The organism is Microbacterium sp. Soil_C_42 (genome assembly GCF_057656735.1).
The window spans coordinates 1-16,919 of sequence record NZ_JBDGJU010000028.1 but is presented as its reverse complement, the minus strand read 5'-3'; the positions used below and the strand labels follow the sequence as shown (position 1 = coordinate 16,919).

The window sequence follows — 16,919 nt, the reverse complement described above, 5'->3', positions numbered from 1 at the left end:
CGTGAGCTCGATCGATTCGCCCCCGGCCGTGCCGGCACCGCTGGATCGCATCGACGCGGCACCGGAGCCGCGCACGCTGCTCGACATCCTCCGCGCCACCGTGCAGCGCACGCCGGAGGCCTCCGCTCTCGACGACGGCTCGGGAGCGCTCAGTTACCGCGAGCTCATGGCGCGGGTGGGTCGCACCGCCGCGCTGCTGCATGAGGCGGGCGTCCGCCGCGGCGACCGGGTCGGGGTGCGGATGCCCTCCGGCTCGAAGGAGCTGTACATCTCGATCCTCGGCGTGATCGCCGCCGGAGCGGCGTACGTCCCGGTGGATGCCGACGACTCCGACGAGCGCGCCCGGCTGGTGTTCGGGGAGGCGCACGTCCACGGCGTGATCGGCGAGGGCGGCGCCTACGTGCCTGCCGGCGCGGCCGGCGAGGAGCCCGCCGCCCTGTTCGGCGGCGCCGCCCCGCATCCGAGCACGCATGCGATCGTCACGGTGCCGCCGCCGACGATCGACGACGACGCCTGGATCATCTTCACCTCGGGCTCGACGGGGGTGCCGAAGGGAGTGGCGGTCTCCCACCGCTCCGCCGCCGCGTTCGTCGACGCCGAGGCGCGTCTCTTCCTCCAGGACGCGCCGCTCGGCCCGGGCGACCGCGTCCTGGCGGGGCTCTCCGTCGCCTTCGACGCCTCGTGCGAGGAGATGTGGCTCGCGTGGCGCCATGGCGCGTGCCTCGTGCCCGCGCCGCGCTCGCTGGTGCGCTCGGGCGAGGACCTGGCGCCCTGGCTCATCCGGCAGGCGATCACGGTCGTCTCGACCGTGCCGACGCTCGCCGCGATGTGGCCGGCCGACGCGATCGAGAACGTGCGCCTGCTCATCTTCGGCGGCGAGGCCTGCCCGCCCGAGCTCGTCGCGCGGCTCGTCGCCGACGGCCGCGAAGTCTGGAACACGTACGGCCCGACCGAGGCCACCGTGGTCGCGTGCGCGGCGCTGCTCGACGGAGAGGGACCGGTGCGCATCGGTCTCCCGCTCGACGGCTGGGCGCTGGCCGTCGTCGACGGTGACGACCGTCAGGTCGGGCCGGGTGGCGTGGGTGAGCTCATCATCGGCGGAGTCGGGCTCGCCCGGTACCTCGACCCGATCAAGGACCTCGAGAAGTACGCACCCATGCCGACGCTCGGGTGGGAGCGGGCGTACCGCTCGGGAGACCTCGTGCGCTACGAGCCGGAGGGTCTCGTCTTCCAGGGCCGTGCCGACGACCAGGTCAAGGTCGGCGGCCGCCGCATCGAGCTCGGCGAGGTCGAGAACGCGCTCCAGGAGCTGCCGGGGGTGACGGCCGCGAGCGCCGCCGTGCGCACGAGCGACGCGGGCGTCCCGGTGCTCGTGGGCTACCTCGTCGTCGACGGCGAGCTCGACCGCGCCGCGGCGCGCGGCCACCTCGCCGCGCGCCTCGCCGCCGGCGTCATGCCGCTGCTCGCCGTCGTGCCCGATCTGCCGGTGCGCACGTCCGGCAAGGTCGACCGCGCCGCCCTGCCGTGGCCGCTGCCCGACCTCGACATCCCCCGCGCCGACCTGAGCCCCGACGAGGCATGGCTGGCCGACCAGTGGCAGGCGGTGCTCGGCCTTCCGGTCCCGGATCGCAAGGCCGACTTCTTCGACCTCGGCGGCGGCTCGCTCGCCGCGGCGCAGCTGGTCTCCCGGATCCGTGCGCGCGTCCCCGACTTCTCGGTCGCCGACATCTACGACGTGCCGCGCCTCGGGGCGATGGCCAAGGCGCTGCAGCCGTTCCTCTCGCGAGAGGAGGCGGGGGACTTCCGGATGCCGGAGCCCACGCCCCGTGCCACGCAATGGGTGCAGTCGCTCCTCGGCGCCCCGCTGTTCATCCTCTCGGGCGTCCGCTGGCTCCTCTATCTGCTGACGGCCGGGGCCATCCTCCAGCTGTTCCCCGGATTCGAGGCGCTGCCCGCGGCGCCGTGGTGGCTGCTCATCATCGGCCTCGTGCTCTTCGTCACGCCGTTCGGGCGCATGGCGATCGCCGCAGCATCCGCTCGCCTTCTCCTGGCGGGACTGCGTCCCGGGGACTATCCGCGCGGCGGCTCGGTGCATCTGAGACTCTGGCTCGCCGAGCAGATCTCGGATCAGGTCGACGCCGTGGGGCTGGCCGGCGCGCCCTGGGTCTCGTACTACGCGCGCGCCCTCGGCGCCCGCATCGGCACGGACGTCGACATGCACACGCTGCCGCCGATCACCGGGATGCTGAAGGTCGGCGATCGGGCCTCGATCGAGCCGGAGGTCGACCTCAGCGGCTACTGGATCGACGGCGACCTCGTGCGCATCGGCGAGGTGCGCATCGGCGCCGACGCGACCGTGGGCACGCGCAGCACCCTCGCGCCCGGCACGCGGATCGGCCAGCGCGCCGAGATCGCGCCGGGCTCCGCCGTCTTCGGCCGCGTGCGCGCGAACCAGTCGTGGGCCGGCTCGCCCGCCGTGCGCGTCGGCGGCACGAGCGAGGGCTGGCCCGCCGAGCGTCCTCGTGCCGCACGCCGGTGGCTGTGGGCGTACGCGGTGTCGGCCGTGGCCCTGGGGCTCCTCCCCATCGTGAGCTTCGCGGCCGGGGCCGTGGTCCTCGCGCTCGGCATGCGCGGCGCTCCCGATCTCGGCAGCGCCCTCGGCGCGGCGCTCGTGTGGCTCGTACCCGCGGTGCTGGTGACCGGGGTCGTGTATGCCGGCGCTGTCGTGCTGGGCGTCCGCCTCGCCGCGATCGGGCTCCACGAGGGCACGCACGCCGTTCGCAGCCGCGTGGGGTGGCAGGCCTGGACCACCGAGCGGCTGCTCGACTCCGCGCGGACGATCCTCTTCCCCCTCTACTCGAGCCTGTTCACCCCGGTGTGGCTGCGCCTGCTCGGGGCGCGGGTCGGACGCGACGTCGAGGCATCCACGGTTCTGCTCATCCCGGCGATGGCCCGCATCGAGGACGGGGCCTTCCTCGCCGACGACACGATGGTCGCGTCCTACGAGATGCGCGGCGGCTGGCTGCGGCTCGGCGAGGTGCGCATCGGCAAGCGTGCGTTCCTCGGCAACTCCGGCATGGCCTCGCCCGGCCACACCGTGCCCAAGGACGGCCTCGTCGCGGTGCTGTCGGCGGCGCCGGTGAAGGCGAAGGCCGGCTCGTCGTGGCTCGGCTCGCCCGCGACGCGCCTACGCCGCCAGCCGAACGAGAGCGACGCGAGCCGCACCTACAACCCTCCGACCTCGCTGCGGATCGCGAGGTCGCTGTGGGAGATCTGCCGGTTCATCCCCGTCGTCGTCACGTGCGGCCTGGGCCTGCTCGTGCTGTTCGCGCTGGCCGCGCTCGTCGACACCGTCGGCCCCTGGGTCACGCTCCTGCTGTCGGGCTTCGTGCTGCTGGGCGCGGGCGCGGTCGCCGCGGGCATCTCGACCGCGGCGAAGTGGCTGTTCGTCGGCCCCATCCGCGCGGGGGAGCAGCCGCTGTGGTCGAGCTTCGTGTGGCGCACCGAGGTGTCGGACACCTTCACAGAGATGCTCGCCGCGCCGTGGTTCGCGCGCGCCGCCGCCGGCACGCCTGCGCTCGCCGTGTGGCTGCGCAGCCTCGGCGCCCGCATCGGGCGCGGCGTGTGGTGCGAGAGCTACTGGCTGCCCGAGCCCGACCTCGTGACGCTGGGGGACGCATCCACGGTGAACCGCGGGTGCGTCGTGCAGACGCACCTGTTCCATGATCGAATCATGAGCATGGACACCGTCGAACTCGAAGCCGGTGCGACCCTCGGACCGCACAGCGTGATCCTTCCGGCCGCCTCGATCGGCGCCCATGCGACCGTCGGCCCCGCGTCGCTCGTGATGCGCGGCGAGAGCGTGCCCGTCGGCTCCCGCTGGAGCGGCAACCCGATCGGACCGTGGCGCGCGGTCAAGGTGCGCGCGTACCAGTCGACGTCGTGATCGGCCCCGATCCGTACACGCCGCGCAGCGGCGACGCCTCGTTCGACGTCGTCTCGTATGACCTCGACCTGCGTTATCGCGTCCACACGAACCGCCTCGAAGGCACCGCGCTCGTCAACGCGGTCGCGACCCAGCGGACCCGCTCGGTGCGGCTCGATCTGATCGGCCTGCGTGCGTCGCGGGTGCGGGTGGACGGCGACGCGCGGACGAAGTTCACTCAGGATGCTGCGGGCCTGCGCATCACGCCGCCCCAAGCGCTGGAGGTGGGCGAGGAGTTCTCCATCGAGGTGCGCTACGCCGGTGCGCCGGGGCCTCGGCGTTCACGGTGGGGCACGATCGGCTGGGAGGAGCTGGAGGATGGCGCGCTCGTCGCGTCGCAGCCGGTCGGCGCGCCGACCTGGTTCCCCTGCAACGACCGACCCGACGACCGTGCGAAGTTCCGCATCGCGATCGCGACCGATCCGGAGTACACGGTCGCGGCGACCGGGGTCCCGCAGCAGCCGGACCGCATCGGCGGGCTCACCCGCTGGGAGTTCGTGTCGGAGGTGCCGACGGCGACCTACCTCGCGGCCGTCCACATCGGCCCGTATCGCGAGAGCGCGATCGGACCCGTGCGGCTGATGGCGCCGGCTCCGCTCGTCACCGCCGCCCGGCGATGGTTCTCCGACGTGCCGCGCATCCTCGACTGCTTCGAGGAGGCGTTCGGGCCGTACCCGCAGGAAGCCTGCACGGTCGTCGTCACCGCAGACCCCCTCGAGATCCCCCTCGAGGCGCAGGGACTCGTCGTGTTCGGCGCGAACCACTTCGAACCCGAAGCCGCGCGCCTGGTGCCGCACGAGATCGCGCACCAGTGGTTCGGCAACAGCGTGGGCGTCGAGCGGTGGCGCGACATCTGGCTCAACGAGGGATTCGCGTGCTACGCCGAGTGGCTGTGGTCGGAGGCCTCGGGCGGCGACGACATCGCGACGCTCGCCGACGGGCACCACGCGCGTCTCCGGGCGCTGCCGCAGGATCTCGTCATCTCGGACCCTGGCCCCGCGCTCATGTTCGACGACCGCGTCTACAAGCGCGGCGCGCTCACGCTGGAGGCGCTGCGCCGCACGGTCGGGGCGGACGTGTTCGCCGACCTGCTGCACACGTGGGTGCGCGAGCACCGGCACGCACTGGCCACCACGGAGGCGTTCCGCGACTGCGTCGCCCGTGTCGCCGGGCCGGCGGCGGTCGAGCTCCTCGCCGCATGGCTCGACTCCGCACCCCTCCCGCCGCTGCCGCCGCGCCCGCCGGCGCCTGCGGTGCGACGGTGGCTCAGACTCCCGGGCTCCCGGGACTGAGGATCGCGACGCTCACGAGGATGCCCGGCGGCCCGGCCGCATCCCATCCCGTGTAGACCTCCCCGTCGGGGACGCTCGCCGTCCAGCCGTCCGCGGCGTGGGCGACGACAACCGTCGAGGGCTCCACGCGGAGTCCCCGGCCGTCGGCCTTCAGCGCGGCCTCGACGCGGATCCATTCCCGCACGCTCGCCTCGCCGTCGCCGAGCACGCCGGACATGCCGGCCGCGTCGCGGCGCGCGTCGTGCTCAGGCTCGGCGTCGACGCCGAGGGCCGCAGCATCCCGTGTCGCCGCCACGGCCGCGATCGCATACCCGCGCGCGTACGTGACACCGGCCAGGAACGGCGCGTGCGAGACGGCCACCGGGCCGTGCGGTCCGCCACAGCGGGGGCACGGATTGCTCAGTTCGGCGCCGACGGGCAGCATCGCCCGCAACAGTCGCCACGCGTGCTCGCGCCGGGATTCACCGGGCGGCACCTCGACCCACGCGATGTCGGCGATCGACCGCGTCATCACACCTTCGGCTCGTGCGTCTCGATCGTGACGATGCCCGAGCCCGGGTTCTCGACCGACAGGTGCACCACCGAGAACGCGGCGGGCTCCAGGGCCGAGGCGCTGCCGAGGTACGAGCCGCGCAGCGTGCCCGTCGCCAGGGCGAGCTCGCTGAGGATGTCGGGGAGCACCGGCCCGTGACTGCACAGCACGGCGGGCTTGCGCGAGCGCACGCGCTCCCCGATCACCGTGCGGGCGTCGGACTTGCCGTCCTCCCAGGCGTCCTGGCTGATCAGCTTCGTGGTGTCGATCTCACGGCCGATGGCCGCCGAGAGCGGTGCGACGGTCTTGACGCACCGGGCAGCGGGGCTCGACACGATCTTGCGAACGCCGAACGCGACCAGGGGACCCACGATCGAGGCGGCCTGCTTGCGGCCGCGCGCCGCGAGCGGCCGGGCGGCATCTTTCCCGTCCCACTCCTCGCGCGCGAGGGCCTTGGCGTGCCGGAGGGCGACGATCGGGAACGTGCGCAGCACGCGCTCGTCGACGAGCCGCAGGAAATGCTCCATGATCTCGGCGTCGACGGGGTAGCTGAGCCGCTTCAGCGCCTTCTTCGGCGACACCCACTCGATCGCCGCGATCTCTCTGTTCGGGACGAAGGCGGACGCGCGGATCGCGGCATCCGTCGCCTCGGCCGCCCAGTAGTGGACGATCTTGGTGCGCTTGCTCGGCAGCCGGTAGCGCGACACGCCGACCGGCACGCCGAGGGCGACGCGGATGCCGGTCTCTTCGTGGATCTCGCGCACCGCGGTCTCGGCGAGCATCTCGCCGGGGTCGACCTTGCCCTTGGGCAGCGTGACGTCCCGGTACTTCGTGCGGTGGATGAGAAGCACCCGGAGCTTGTCGTCGACGACACGCCAGACGACGCCCCCGGCCGCGTAGACGGCCGTCTCGGTCATCGCACCGCGCGTGCACGCCGGCGGCGCTGCACGTTGGTCATGGTCCGGTCCTGGAGATCGAGGAGCGGCTTCCCCTCCTCGCTCTGGTTGTGCCGCACCCACTCGCCGTCGGGACCGAGGTGCCACGAGCTCGTCGTATCGCTCATCGAGAGCGTGAAGAGGTCGTTGATCTCCTTGACGTGCGCCGGCGCCGACACGCGGACGAGCGCCTCGACTCGGCGGTCGAGGTTGCGGTGCATCATGTCGGCGCTGCCGATGTACACGATGGGGTCGCCGTCGTTGTGGAAGACGAAGATGCGCGAGTGCTCCAGGTAGCGGCCGAGGATCGAGCGCACCGTGATGTTCTCGCTCATCCCCTCGACGCCCGGCTTCAGCGAGCAGATGCCGCGGACGCAGACCTCCACCTTCACGCCGGCCTGGCTCGCCCGGTAGAGGGAGTCGATGATCTGCTCGTCGACCATCGAGTTGACCTTGATGCGGATGCCGGCGGGCTTGCCGGCCAGCGCGTTGCGCCGCTCCTTGTCGATGAGCCGCAGGAGGCCCTTGCGCAGGTGCAGCGGTGCGACGAGCAGGCGTTTGAACTTCTTCTCGATCGCGTAGCCGCTCAGCTCGTTGAACAGCCGCGTGAGATCGCGACCGACCTGGTCGTCGGCGGTGAAGAGGCCGAAGTCCTCGTAGATGCGGCTCGTCTTGGGGTTGTAGTTGCCCGTGCCGACGTGGCTGTAGCTGCGCAGCACCCCGTTCTCCTCGCGGATGACGAGGGCGAGCTTGCAGTGGGTCTTGAGGCCGACCAGCCCGTAGACGACGTGGACTCCGGCCTTCTCGAGCTTGCGCGCCCACACGATGTTGTTCGCCTCGTCGAAGCGCGCCTTGATCTCGACGAGCGCGAGCACCTGCTTGCCGGCCTCGGCGGCGTCGATCAGCGCCTCGACGATGGGGCTGTCGCCCGACGTCCGGTACAGGGTCTGTTTGATCGCGAGCACGTGCGGGTCCTTCGCCGCCTGCTCGAGGAACGCCTGCACGCTCGTCGCGAACGACTCGTAGGGGTGGTGCACGAGCACGTCGCCCTTGCGGATCGAGGCGAAGATGTCGGGTCGCTCGTTGTTGTCGCCCGGCTGGAACGCCAGCGCGGTCGTCGGCAGATGGGGCTTGAAGCGCAGGTCGGGACGGTCGATGCGCAGGTCGAAGAGGCCCCGCAGATCGAGCGGACCGGGGAGGCGGTAGACCTCCTGCTCGGTGATGTCGAGCTCCTTGAGGAGGAGGTCGAGCGTCACGTCGTCCATGTCGTCGGTGATCTCGAGGCGGATCGGCGGGCCGAAGCGGCGGCGCAGCAGCTCGGCCTCGAGCGCCTGGATGAGGTTCTCGGTCTCGTCCTCCTCGATCACGACGTCCTCGTTGCGCGTGAGGCGGAAGGCGTGGTGGTCGAGCACCTCCATCCCGGGGAAGAGGTCGTCGAGGTGGCTCGAGATGAGGTCCTCGAGCGGCAGGTAGCGCACGGCGCCGTCGACGGGCGGCAGCTCCACGAAGCGCGGGAGCATCGGCGGCACCTTGAGGCGCGCGAACTCCTGACGCCCGGTGCGGGCGCTGCGGATCCGGATCGCGAGGTTGAGCGACAGCCCCGAGATGTACGGGAACGGGTGGGCCGGGTCGACCGCGAGCGGCATGAGCACCGGGAACACCTGCGCCTGGAAGTAGTCGTAGAGGGCCTCGCGCTCGGACGGGTCGAGCGACTCGTACGACACGACCTCGATCCCGGCGTCCGCCATCGCGGGCTTCACGAGGGCGGTCCACGCCTCGGCGTGACGCAGCTGCAGCCGGTGCGCCTCGGCCGAGATGTCGGCGAGCACGTCCGCGGGGGAGCGCCCCACGTTCGTGGGGAGGGCGAGGCCCGTGACGATGCGGCGCTTGAGGCCGGCCACGCGCACCATGAAGAACTCGTCGAGGTTGCTGGCGAAGATCGCCAGAAAGTTCGCCCGCTCCAGCGTCGGCAGATGGGGATCCTCCGCGAGCTCCAGCACGCGCTGGTTGAACGCGAGCCAGCTCAGCTCGCGATCCAGGTAGCGGTGGTCGGGAAGCTGCGAGTCGAAGACCTCCGAGAGGTCGAAGTCGTCGTCGTCCGCATCGCCCAGGCCGGCGTCGAGCACCTCGGGTTCGATCATCCCTTCATCATTGCAGGGTGACGTGACGAGAGTGTGAACGAAGTCCCGGGCCCGTGGACGGCGTTGCGCCGCCCCGGTCAGGCGTCTGTGCGCTCGCGGGGGGCCGGTTCGGGCTCGTCCTCGTAGACGTTGAACCGGTAGCCCACGTTGCGCACGGTGCCGATCAGCTGCTCCATGTCGCCGAGCTTGGCGCGCAGACGTCGCACGTGCACGTCGACCGTGCGGGTGCCGCCGAAGTAGTCGTAGCCCCACACCTCGCTCAGCAGCTGCTCGCGGGTGAAGACGCGCGAGGGGTGCGTCGCGAAGAAGTGGAGGAGCTGGAACTCCTTGTATGTGAGGTCGAGCGGACGACCGTGCACCTTGGCCGAGTACGACGACTCGTCGATCGTGATCCCCGAGGTCTGGATGCGCGTCGAGACCTGCTCGGCCGACTGCCGGCCGACGGCGAGGCGGATGCGGGCGTCCACCTCGGCGGGACCTGCGGTGAAGAGGATGACGTCGTCGACGCCCCAGTCGGGGGACACGGCGGTCAGTCCGCCTTCGGTCACGATCAGCAGGAGAGGGGCGTCCAGGCCCGTCGTGTTGAGGATCTTGCACAGCGACTTGGCGCCGACGAGGTCGACGCGGGCGTCGACGAAGATGATGTCGGCGCTGGGCGCGTTGACGAGCTGGGCGGGCTCAGCGGGGATCAGGCGCACGCGGTGGCTCAGCAGTTCGAGCGAGGGCAGCACGGGGCCGCCTCCGTGTGTGGAACTGAGAACCAGGAGCTGTGCCAATGGATCGCCTTCCCGGCGCAGGGGGGTGCGCCGCGAACCCCAGTGTAGGGCGTGGGGGAGGGGCGCTCGGCCCGCATGTCCTCCGTGGACAGCCGATCACCCGAGACGCGGCGCGTGCGCCGTGCAGATTGTTGCGCGATGATGGGACGCGTGGCCGTGCCTGAACTCGCTCCTCGCCGCACATTCGGCGGCATCGTCGCCGTGTGGGTGCTCGCGGCCGTGATCGCGATCATCGTCGGCGTCTTCGCCGCGCCGGACTGGCGTGCGGCGTGGCTGGGCGTCGGACTGGGCGGATGCCTCATCGCGGGGTTCGCGATCCAGCTCTGGTCGGGCCGGTCCCACGGGTTCACCGAGCGCGTCGCGGCGAGCGTCCTCGGCGCCGCCCTCGTGATGGGCGTCATCAGCCTGGGGTTCGGGCTTGCCGCCCTCGTTCCCGGCTAGACTCGCTCGTATGGATACCGTCGCGCTCGAACTGTTCTTCGTGGGCCTGCTCGGTCTGGCGTCTCTGGCGATCGTCTTCGTCTCCGCCGTCGTCGTCAAGAACCTCTACCGCGGCCAGCGCTGACGGGGCCGGTCGTGCTCGACATCCCGACCGACCTTCCGGCGGAGCTCGTCCCGCTGTCCTGGCTCATCGGAGTGTGGGAGGGCACCGGCGTCATCGACTACGGTGACCACGCCTACGCCGGCGAGTTCACGCATCGCGTGAGCTTCAGCCACGACGGCGGCGACTATCTCAACTACTCCGCCGACGCGTGGCTGCATGATGCGGAAGACCCCGAGAAGCGCACGCGCCTCGTTGCCGAGCTCGGCTACTGGCGTCTCGCACTCACCGCGACCGACGCCGACGCCGGTCCGGGCCTCCTCCCCGCGCTCGCCGCGGCGGTCGTCCGCACCGCCGACGACATCGAGAGGCTGCGCAACGCCGACGGCGGCTTCGACATCGAGGCGGCCCTCGTGCACGCCGACGGCGTGAGCGAGCTCTACCTCGGCCAGATCAAGGGCCCTCGCATCGACATCGCGACCGACGCCGTCGTGCGGCCCGCCGGCGCGAAGTCGTACGCGGCCGCGACCCGCATGTACGGGCTCGTCGACGGCCACCTGCTGTGGGCGTGGGACATCGCCGCCCTCGGCTTCGAGCTCGGCGCGCACGCGTCGGCACGACTCGCGCGGGCAGAGTGATGACCGGCCCGTTCACCGCTGTTCCCGGCGCCGTCGTCGACGACGCCGGGCTGCAGCACGTCGGCAACCCGCTCGTCGAGCAGCGCCGGCTCGCCGCCGGAGCCGCGCTCGCGCCCCGCGCCGACCGCGCCGTCATCGCCGTCCCCGGTGAGGACCGCTTGACCTGGCTCGACTCGCTGTCGTCGCAGGCGCTGACCCGACTCGCCCCCGGCGCGGGCACCGAGCTCTTGATCCTCGACCCGCAAGGACACGTCGAGCACGCGGCCTCCGTCGTCGACGACGGAGAGACCACCTGGCTCATCGCGGATCGCGCCGACGTCGAGGGCCTGTACGACTGGCTCCGCAAGATGCGGTTCCGTCTGCGCGTCGACCCGCGCATCGCCGACGACGAGTACGCCGTGATCGGCGGCACCGCCGCTGCGCTCGAGCGCATCTCGCCGGCGGCGCCGGCAGGAGTGCCCCTCGTGTGGCGCGACCCGTGGCCGTCGGTCACGCCGGGCGGCCACGCCTACGCGCCGGTCGAGCCGCACCCCGGCGCCGATCGCGATTGGGCCGAGGCGATCGTGACACGCGACGAGGAGACGCGGATCGCGGATGCCGCGGCCCGCGGTGAAGTCGAGCTCGCAGGCCTGACGGCGGTCGAAGCGCTGCGCGTCGCCGCGTGGCGACCGCGGTGGACGACGGACGTCGACGAGCGCGCCCTGCCGCACGAGCTGGACTGGCTGCGCACCGCGGTGCACCTCGAAAAGGGCTGCTACCGCGGGCAGGAGACCATCGCCAAGGTGCACAACCTCGGGCACCCGCCGCGGCGCCTCGTCGCGCTGCAGCTGGACGGCTCGGGCAGCGTGCTGCCCGAGCACGGCGCGGCCGTGCGGCTCGGCGACGACGCCGTCGGCATCGTGACGTCGGCGGCGCTGCACCATGAGGAAGGGCCGATCGCGCTCGCGGTCGTGCGCCGCACCACGCCCGTCGACGCCCCGCTGACGGTCGACACCGCCGACGGCCCGGTCGCCGCGGCGCAGGAAGTGGTCGTTCCGCCGGACGCCGGCGCCACGGCGAACGTGCCTCGGATCACCCGGCTGTCGCGCCGCGCGGCGGCCCAGTAGGGGACCCGGCGGTGAGCGGCGACGGCGAGACCGCCGCGATCACCCAGGTCGTCCCCACGGGCTGGCGTGCCCGGTTCGATCTGCGCCCGCAGCTGTCGCGCGTGCGCGGGTCGGCGCTCGCCATCGTGCAGATCACGGTCGCAGCGACCGCGGCGTGGGCCTTCGCGCACTACGTCGTGGGGCATCCGGCGCCGCTGCTCGCCGCGACGGTCACCATCACCAGTCTCGGCCTGGTGCGCGACGCCCGCCCGCGGCGCGTGCTCGAGACGGTGGTCGGGATGCTCGTCGGCATCCTCGTCGCGGAGGGCTTCGTCGTTCTCGTCGGACCGGGCTGGTGGCAGCTCGCGCTCGCCCTCGGGGTGACGCTGCTGGTCGCCCGCTTCCTCTCGCCCTATCCGCCGTTCGCGATCATGGCGGGCGTCCAGGCGTGCATCGTGATGTCCCTGCCGGCGACGGAGCCGTTCTCCCGGCTCATCGACGGCGCCGTGGGCGGCGTCGCCGCCCTGGCCGTGACTGCGCTCATCCCGCGCAATCCCCGCAGGGAGGAGGCGCGCGACGGGCACGCGGTCTTCGCGGCCGCGGACGCCGCGGCGCGCACCATCGTGCAGGCGCTGCGCCGGGGCGATGCGCTGCGGGCCGCCCGCGGCCTGGAGAAGGCGCGGGCGATCGCCCCGCGCATCGATGAGTGGCGGGCCTCACTGGATTCCGGACTCGCCGTCGCCGGGTTCTCACCGTGGCTGCGCCCGCAGCGGGCCGAGCTGCGCCGGCACCACGCGGTGCTGCAGGCGATGGACTTCGCCACCCGCAACCTCCGGGTCGTCGCCCGACGTGCGGTGTACCTCTGCGATGACGGCAAGCGCCGTCCGGTGCCCGCCGAGGTGCTCGCCGAGCTCATGCGCGCCGCGGAGCTGGTGGGCGAGAGCCTCGACGACATCGCGCTGCAGCCGGCAGCACGTGAGGCGGTGCGCGCGGTCGCCGTGCGCCTCGACCCGGCGCAGATCCTCCCCGACGGCTCGCAGGGCGAGCAGAACCTCATCACCGCGATGCGGCCGTTCGCGGTCGACCTCCTCACCGCGACCGGCATGCCCTCCGCCGAGGCGCGTGCGGTGCTGCCCCGCGTGTGACGGACCCCGCGCCGCCGTTCAGCGCGGGGCCACGGCATCCCACGGCACGGTGACCTCGCCCAGGCGCCACCGCGACCGCTCGAGGATCGGCCAGCCGCCGTCGACCAGCGCCGACAGCGCCGTGCGCCAGCGGTGCACGGGGCCGAAGGGGGACACGCTCGCCGCGCGCTCCCACTCCGCGTCGAGGGCCGCGAGGAACGCGTGCACGGGCTCGCCGGGGACGTTGCGGTGGATGAGAGCCTTCGGGAGCCGCTCCGCGGCGATGGACGGATGCTGCAGCCCGGCCAGCCGCAGCGATACCGTCAGCGTGCGCGGCGCGGCGTCGGGGCCGAGGGCGACCCAGGTCGCGATGCGGCCGATCTCATCGCACGTGCCCTCGACGAGGAGTCCGTCCTGCGCGAGGCGCGCGCACATCGTCGCCCACGCTGCCGCGACCTCCGGCTCGTCGTACTGTCGCAGGACGTTGAACGCCCGCACGACCGCCGGGCGTCGCCCGCCGGGGACGGGCACCTCGAAGCCGCCGCGCCCGAAGGACACGCGCGCGTCGGGCGCGAACGACGTGCGGCCCGCCCGCACCTGTTCCAGCTGGGCCCGCGCCCGGGCGACGCGCGAGGGATCGATCTCGAGGCCGAGCACCTCGACGTCCCGCCGTGCGCGGACCAGGCGCGCGTACAGCTCCAGTGCCGTCACGCCGCTCGCGCCGTAGCCCAGGTCGACCACGAGAGGATCGGCGGCGCGGCGCAGCGCGGGATGCCGCGCGATCCAGCGGTCCACGCGTCGCAGCCGATTGGTGCCGGTGGTGCCGCGCGTGATCTGCCCGACCGGTCCCCGCGCCATGCCTCCATGATGCCAGCCGCACCCGTCACAGCATCGGGGGGCGGCACGCGGCGCGGATATCATGGGGCGCATGACCGCGCCCTACACGCTGATCCTCCTCCGACACGGCCAGAGCGAGTGGAACAAGACCAACCAGTTCACGGGCTGGGTCGATGTCCGCCTCACCGACCAGGGCAAGGCCGAAGCCCAGCGCGGCGGCGAGCTGCTCGCCGAGTCCGGGATCCTTCCCGACGTGCTGCACACCTCCGTGCTCAGCCGCGCCATCCAGACCGCCGACATCGCCCTCGACGCCGCAGACCGCCTCTGGATCCCCGTCAAGCGCTCGTGGCGCCTCAACGAGCGCCACTACGGCGCTCTGCAGGGCAAGGACAAGGCGCAGACCCTCGAGGAGTTCGGCAACGACCAGTTCATGCTGTGGCGCCGCTCCTTCGACGTCCCGCCGCCGCCGCTGGCCGCCGACGACCAGTACAGCCAGGTCGGCGACCCGCGCTACGTGGGCATCGACGGCGAGGTGCCCGACACCGAGTCGCTCAAGATCGTCATCGACCGCATGCTGCCGTACTGGCACAGCGACATCGTTCCCGACCTCAAGGCCGGCAAGACGGTGCTCGTCACGGCGCACGGCAACTCGCTGCGCGGCCTCGTGAAGCACCTCGACGGCATCAGCGACGCCGACATCGCCGAGCTCAACATCCCCACGGGCATCCCGCTGGTGTACCGCCTCGACGAGAACCTCGAGCCCATCGGACCGGGCGAGTACCTCGACCCCGAGGCCGCCGCCGCCGGCGCTGCCGCGGTCGCGAACCAGGGCAAGGCCTGATCCCTGACAACGACGGAAGAGCGGATGCCTCCCCACGAGGCATCCGCTCTTCCTTTTCTTCGCCTTCGCAGCGGCAGCCCCCCAGCTGCAGGCCGCGTGACGGCTCTAGAGAGACGTGGCGACGACGTCGATCGTGTCGGTGCTCGACGTCCAGTCCCCGGTCGACAGGTACGCGACCTTCTTCGCGACCGAGACCGCGTGGTCGCCGAAGCGCTCGTGGTAGCGGCTGGCGAGCGTGGCATCGACGGTGGCGGACGGATCGCCCTGCCAGCTGTCGCTCAGCACCTTCTCGAACACCGAGACGTGCAGCTCGTCGAGCTTGTCATCGGCGTTGCGGATCTCGTCGATGAGGTCGCCGTCCTGCGTGCGCAGCAGCTCGGTGAGCTGGCGTGCCGCCTCGACGTCGAGTTCGCCCATCTTGAGGAATGTGGACTTCAGGCCCTTGGGGATGGCCCGCTCGGGGAAGCGCATGCGGGTGAGCTGGGCGATGTGCTCGGCGATGTCGCCCATGCGCTCGAGCGACGCGCTCATGCGCAGCGCGCTGACGACGATGCGCAGGTCGCGGGCGACCGGCTGCTGGCGGGCGAGGATCTCGATGGCGAGCTCATCGAGCTCGACGGCCTTCTCGTCGATGACCGCGTCGGCCTCGATGACCTCCTCCGCGAGCGCGACGTCGCTCGTTCCGAACGCCCGCGTCGCCTTGTCGATGGCGATCGTGACGAGCTCGGCGATCTCGACGAGACGCCCCTGCACGTCCTCGAGGGACTGGTGGAAGACTTCGCGCATTCCGACGCACCTTTCATGGATGGGGGAGCTTTCGCCCGCGCCCCGGCCGATTGTCGTCAGCGAAGGTTAACGGACGGTGCCCCCGTGGTGAACAGTACCGGGCGCGGGTGCCCGGCTCCCCGTCACGGTCCATTGTCCCGCGCGACGTGCCCCTACGCTGGAGCCATGGACACGACGCAGCTCGCGCTGCTCGCCCTCCTCGCGGGGATCATCATCGGCGGTTCGATCTCCGCCGTCGTCGTCGCGTCGATGCGGGCGCGTGACCGGGCGCATGCCGAGGGTTCGATCGAGATCCCCGACGGCGTGCGCGGCGTCCTCCATGGCATGGACGATGCCGCCGTCGTGGTGGACGCGTCGTTCACCGTGCTGGCGGCCTCCTCCCCGGCCGCGGCGTTCGAGCTGCTCGAAGGCGGCACGCTTCCCACCGACGAGCTGCGGACGCTCGCGCGCCGCGTGCGGACCACCGACGCCGAGGTCGCCGAGGCGAGCGCGACGGAGACGATGCGGCTGCGCCGCGGCGCCCCGCCGGCCGAGCCTCGTCTCGTGGCCGTGCGCGCGTCGCGCATCTCGCCCCGGCTCACCCTCCTCGTGCTGCGCGACATCTCGGAGCGCGAACGCGTCGAGGAGATGCGTCGCGACTTCGTGGCGAACACGAGCCACGAGCTCAAGACACCCGTCGGCGCGGTGAGCCTGCTCGCCGAGGCGATCGAGTCGGCGGCAGACGATCCGCCGCAGGTGCGGATCTTCGCGACGCGGCTGCAGGCGGAGGCCAACCGGCTGGCGTTGCTGACCTCGCGCATCATGAACCTGTCCCGGCTGCAGGCCGCGGACGAGCTCACGCAGCAGGACGTCTCGATCGACGAGGTCGTGGCGTCGGCCCTCGACGCGCACGCGATCCAGGCGGACTCCGCCGGCGTCGAGGTGATGCGCGGCGGCGCGCGCGGTCTCTACGTGCATGGCGATGCACAGGTGCTGAGCGAGGCGGTCGGCAACCTCATCGCCAACGCCATCGCGTATTCGCCGCGAGGCTCGAGCGTCGGCGTCGGCATCAAGGCCGTCGACCGCATCGTCGAGATCGCCGTGACGGACCGCGGCATCGGCATCGCCGAGGGCGAGCAGGACCGCGTCTTCGAGCGCTTCTACCGGTCCGATCCCGCGCGCGCCCGCCGCACCGGCGGCAGCGGGCTCGGCCTCTCCATCGTCAAGCACGCGGTGCAGCGGCACGGCGGCGAGGTGCGCCTGTGGTCGCGCCCGGGTCGCGGATCCACGTTCACGATCCGCCTGCCCCAGATCGACGCGCCTGCCCTGGAGCCGGCGCCCAAGCGCGGGCGCAAGAGGAAGCGGCCCGCCGCTGAGGTGGCCCCCGCCGGGGCTGCGGCTGCGTCTGGCGCCGCCGGGGTGGCGCC

At 72.3% G+C, this 16,919-nt stretch carries 14 protein-coding genes; 8 read left to right on the top strand and 6 right to left on the bottom strand.

Translation table 11 applies throughout. The annotated features are described in order from the left end of the window. The first annotated feature begins 1 nt into the window (after position 1). Together AC3A46_RS14790 and AC3A46_RS14785 are read left to right on the top strand one after the other, a co-directional pair. Positions 2 to 3,946, top strand: a complete 3,945-nt coding sequence (locus tag AC3A46_RS14790; protein WP_487665874.1) for a Pls/PosA family non-ribosomal peptide synthetase — start codon at positions 2 to 4, stop codon at positions 3,944 to 3,946. Beyond that, complete coding sequence (locus AC3A46_RS14785) at positions 3,943 to 5,277, top strand: M1 family metallopeptidase (RefSeq protein WP_487665873.1); 1,335 nt, start codon at positions 3,943 to 3,945, stop codon at positions 5,275 to 5,277. Before AC3A46_RS14790 ends, AC3A46_RS14785 begins: the two co-directional genes overlap by 4 nt. Here the strand turns inward: AC3A46_RS14785 and AC3A46_RS14780 are convergent. From AC3A46_RS14780 to AC3A46_RS14765, 4 genes are all read right to left on the bottom strand, one after another. Beyond that, on the bottom strand, positions 5,252 to 5,788 hold the full coding sequence (locus AC3A46_RS14780; RefSeq protein WP_487665872.1) for a chemotaxis protein CheY: 537 nt from the start codon (positions 5,786 to 5,788) through the stop codon (positions 5,252 to 5,254). The two genes, AC3A46_RS14785 and AC3A46_RS14780, sit on opposite strands and share 26 nt — an antisense overlap. Further along, positions 5,788 to 6,726: an NUDIX hydrolase gene (locus tag AC3A46_RS14775; protein WP_487665871.1), complete on the bottom strand. Its 939-nt coding sequence runs from the start codon at positions 6,724 to 6,726 to the stop codon at positions 5,788 to 5,790. The genes AC3A46_RS14780 and AC3A46_RS14775 overlap by 1 nt, the downstream gene beginning before the upstream one ends. Beyond that, positions 6,723 to 8,885: an RNA degradosome polyphosphate kinase gene (locus AC3A46_RS14770; protein WP_487665870.1), complete on the bottom strand. Its 2,163-nt coding sequence runs from the start codon at positions 8,883 to 8,885 to the stop codon at positions 6,723 to 6,725. Before AC3A46_RS14770 ends, AC3A46_RS14775 begins: the two co-directional genes overlap by 4 nt. 77 nt (positions 8,886 to 8,962) lie before the next feature. Continuing rightward, positions 8,963 to 9,661, bottom strand: coding sequence for a response regulator transcription factor (locus AC3A46_RS14765; protein WP_045298087.1), 699 nt, complete (start codon positions 9,659 to 9,661; stop codon positions 8,963 to 8,965). A gap of 141 nt (positions 9,662 to 9,802) precedes the next feature. Here AC3A46_RS14765 and AC3A46_RS14760 point away from each other — a divergent pair, with 141 nt between their 5' ends. From AC3A46_RS14760 to AC3A46_RS14745, 4 genes are all read left to right on the top strand, one after another. Further along, positions 9,803 to 10,102, top strand: coding sequence for a hypothetical protein (locus AC3A46_RS14760; protein ID WP_487665900.1), 300 nt, complete (start codon positions 9,803 to 9,805; stop codon positions 10,100 to 10,102). A gap of 135 nt (positions 10,103 to 10,237) precedes the next feature. Beyond that, complete coding sequence (locus AC3A46_RS14755; RefSeq protein ID WP_487665869.1) at positions 10,238 to 10,840, top strand: heme-binding beta-barrel domain-containing protein; 603 nt, start codon at positions 10,238 to 10,240, stop codon at positions 10,838 to 10,840. Next, positions 10,840 to 11,946, top strand: a complete 1,107-nt coding sequence (gene ygfZ / locus AC3A46_RS14750) for a CAF17-like 4Fe-4S cluster assembly/insertion protein YgfZ (protein WP_487665868.1) — start codon at positions 10,840 to 10,842, stop codon at positions 11,944 to 11,946. The genes AC3A46_RS14755 and ygfZ overlap by 1 nt, the downstream gene beginning before the upstream one ends. 11 nt (positions 11,947 to 11,957) lie before the next feature. Further along, positions 11,958 to 13,070 (top strand): FUSC family protein, encoded by a 1,113-nt coding sequence (locus AC3A46_RS14745; protein WP_487665867.1) that lies wholly within the window; start codon positions 11,958 to 11,960, stop codon positions 13,068 to 13,070. 18 nt (positions 13,071 to 13,088) lie between these two features. On the opposite strand, the gene AC3A46_RS14740 is transcribed toward AC3A46_RS14745, so the two are convergent. Continuing rightward, positions 13,089 to 13,907: a class I SAM-dependent methyltransferase gene (locus AC3A46_RS14740; RefSeq protein ID WP_487665866.1), complete on the bottom strand. Its 819-nt coding sequence runs from the start codon at positions 13,905 to 13,907 to the stop codon at positions 13,089 to 13,091. Positions 13,908 to 13,977: 70 nt separating this feature from the next. Between AC3A46_RS14740 and AC3A46_RS14735 the strand changes: the two genes are divergently transcribed. After that, positions 13,978 to 14,727: a phosphoglyceromutase gene (locus tag AC3A46_RS14735; RefSeq protein ID WP_487665865.1), complete on the top strand. Its 750-nt coding sequence runs from the start codon at positions 13,978 to 13,980 to the stop codon at positions 14,725 to 14,727. A gap of 105 nt (positions 14,728 to 14,832) precedes the next feature. Here the strand turns inward: AC3A46_RS14735 and phoU are convergent, their stop codons facing one another. Beyond that, on the bottom strand, positions 14,833 to 15,513 hold the full coding sequence (phoU, locus tag AC3A46_RS14730) for a phosphate signaling complex protein PhoU (RefSeq protein ID WP_487665864.1): 681 nt from the start codon (positions 15,511 to 15,513) through the stop codon (positions 14,833 to 14,835). Positions 15,514 to 15,678: 165 nt separating this feature from the next. On the opposite strand from phoU, the gene AC3A46_RS14725 reads away from it, so the two are divergent. Further along, positions 15,679 to 16,919 (top strand): sensor histidine kinase (locus AC3A46_RS14725; protein WP_487665863.1); only part of this gene is annotated, 1,241 nt, incomplete at its 3' end.

Excerpts from the sequence above, each read along its gene's own strand:
- AC3A46_RS14775 (WP_487665871.1), bottom strand. The coding sequence starts at position 6,726 with ATGACCGAGACGGCCGTCTACGCGGCCGGGGGCGTCGTCTGGCGTGTC.
- AC3A46_RS14735 (WP_487665865.1), top strand. The coding sequence starts at position 13,978 with ATGACCGCGCCCTACACGCTGATCCTCCTCCGACACGGCCAGAGCGAG.
- ygfZ (WP_487665868.1), top strand. The coding sequence starts at position 10,840 with ATGACCGGCCCGTTCACCGCTGTTCCCGGCGCCGTCGTCGACGACGCC.
- AC3A46_RS14740 (WP_487665866.1), bottom strand. The coding sequence starts at position 13,907 with ATGGCGCGGGGACCGGTCGGGCAGATCACGCGCGGCACCACCGGCACC.
- AC3A46_RS14760 (WP_487665900.1), top strand. The coding sequence starts at position 9,803 with ATGGGACGCGTGGCCGTGCCTGAACTCGCTCCTCGCCGCACATTCGGC.
- AC3A46_RS14770 (WP_487665870.1), bottom strand. The coding sequence starts at position 8,885 with ATGATCGAACCCGAGGTGCTCGACGCCGGCCTGGGCGATGCGGACGAC.
- AC3A46_RS14780 (WP_487665872.1), bottom strand. The coding sequence starts at position 5,788 with ATGACGCGGTCGATCGCCGACATCGCGTGGGTCGAGGTGCCGCCCGGT.
- phoU (WP_487665864.1), bottom strand. The coding sequence starts at position 15,513 with ATGCGCGAAGTCTTCCACCAGTCCCTCGAGGACGTGCAGGGGCGTCTC.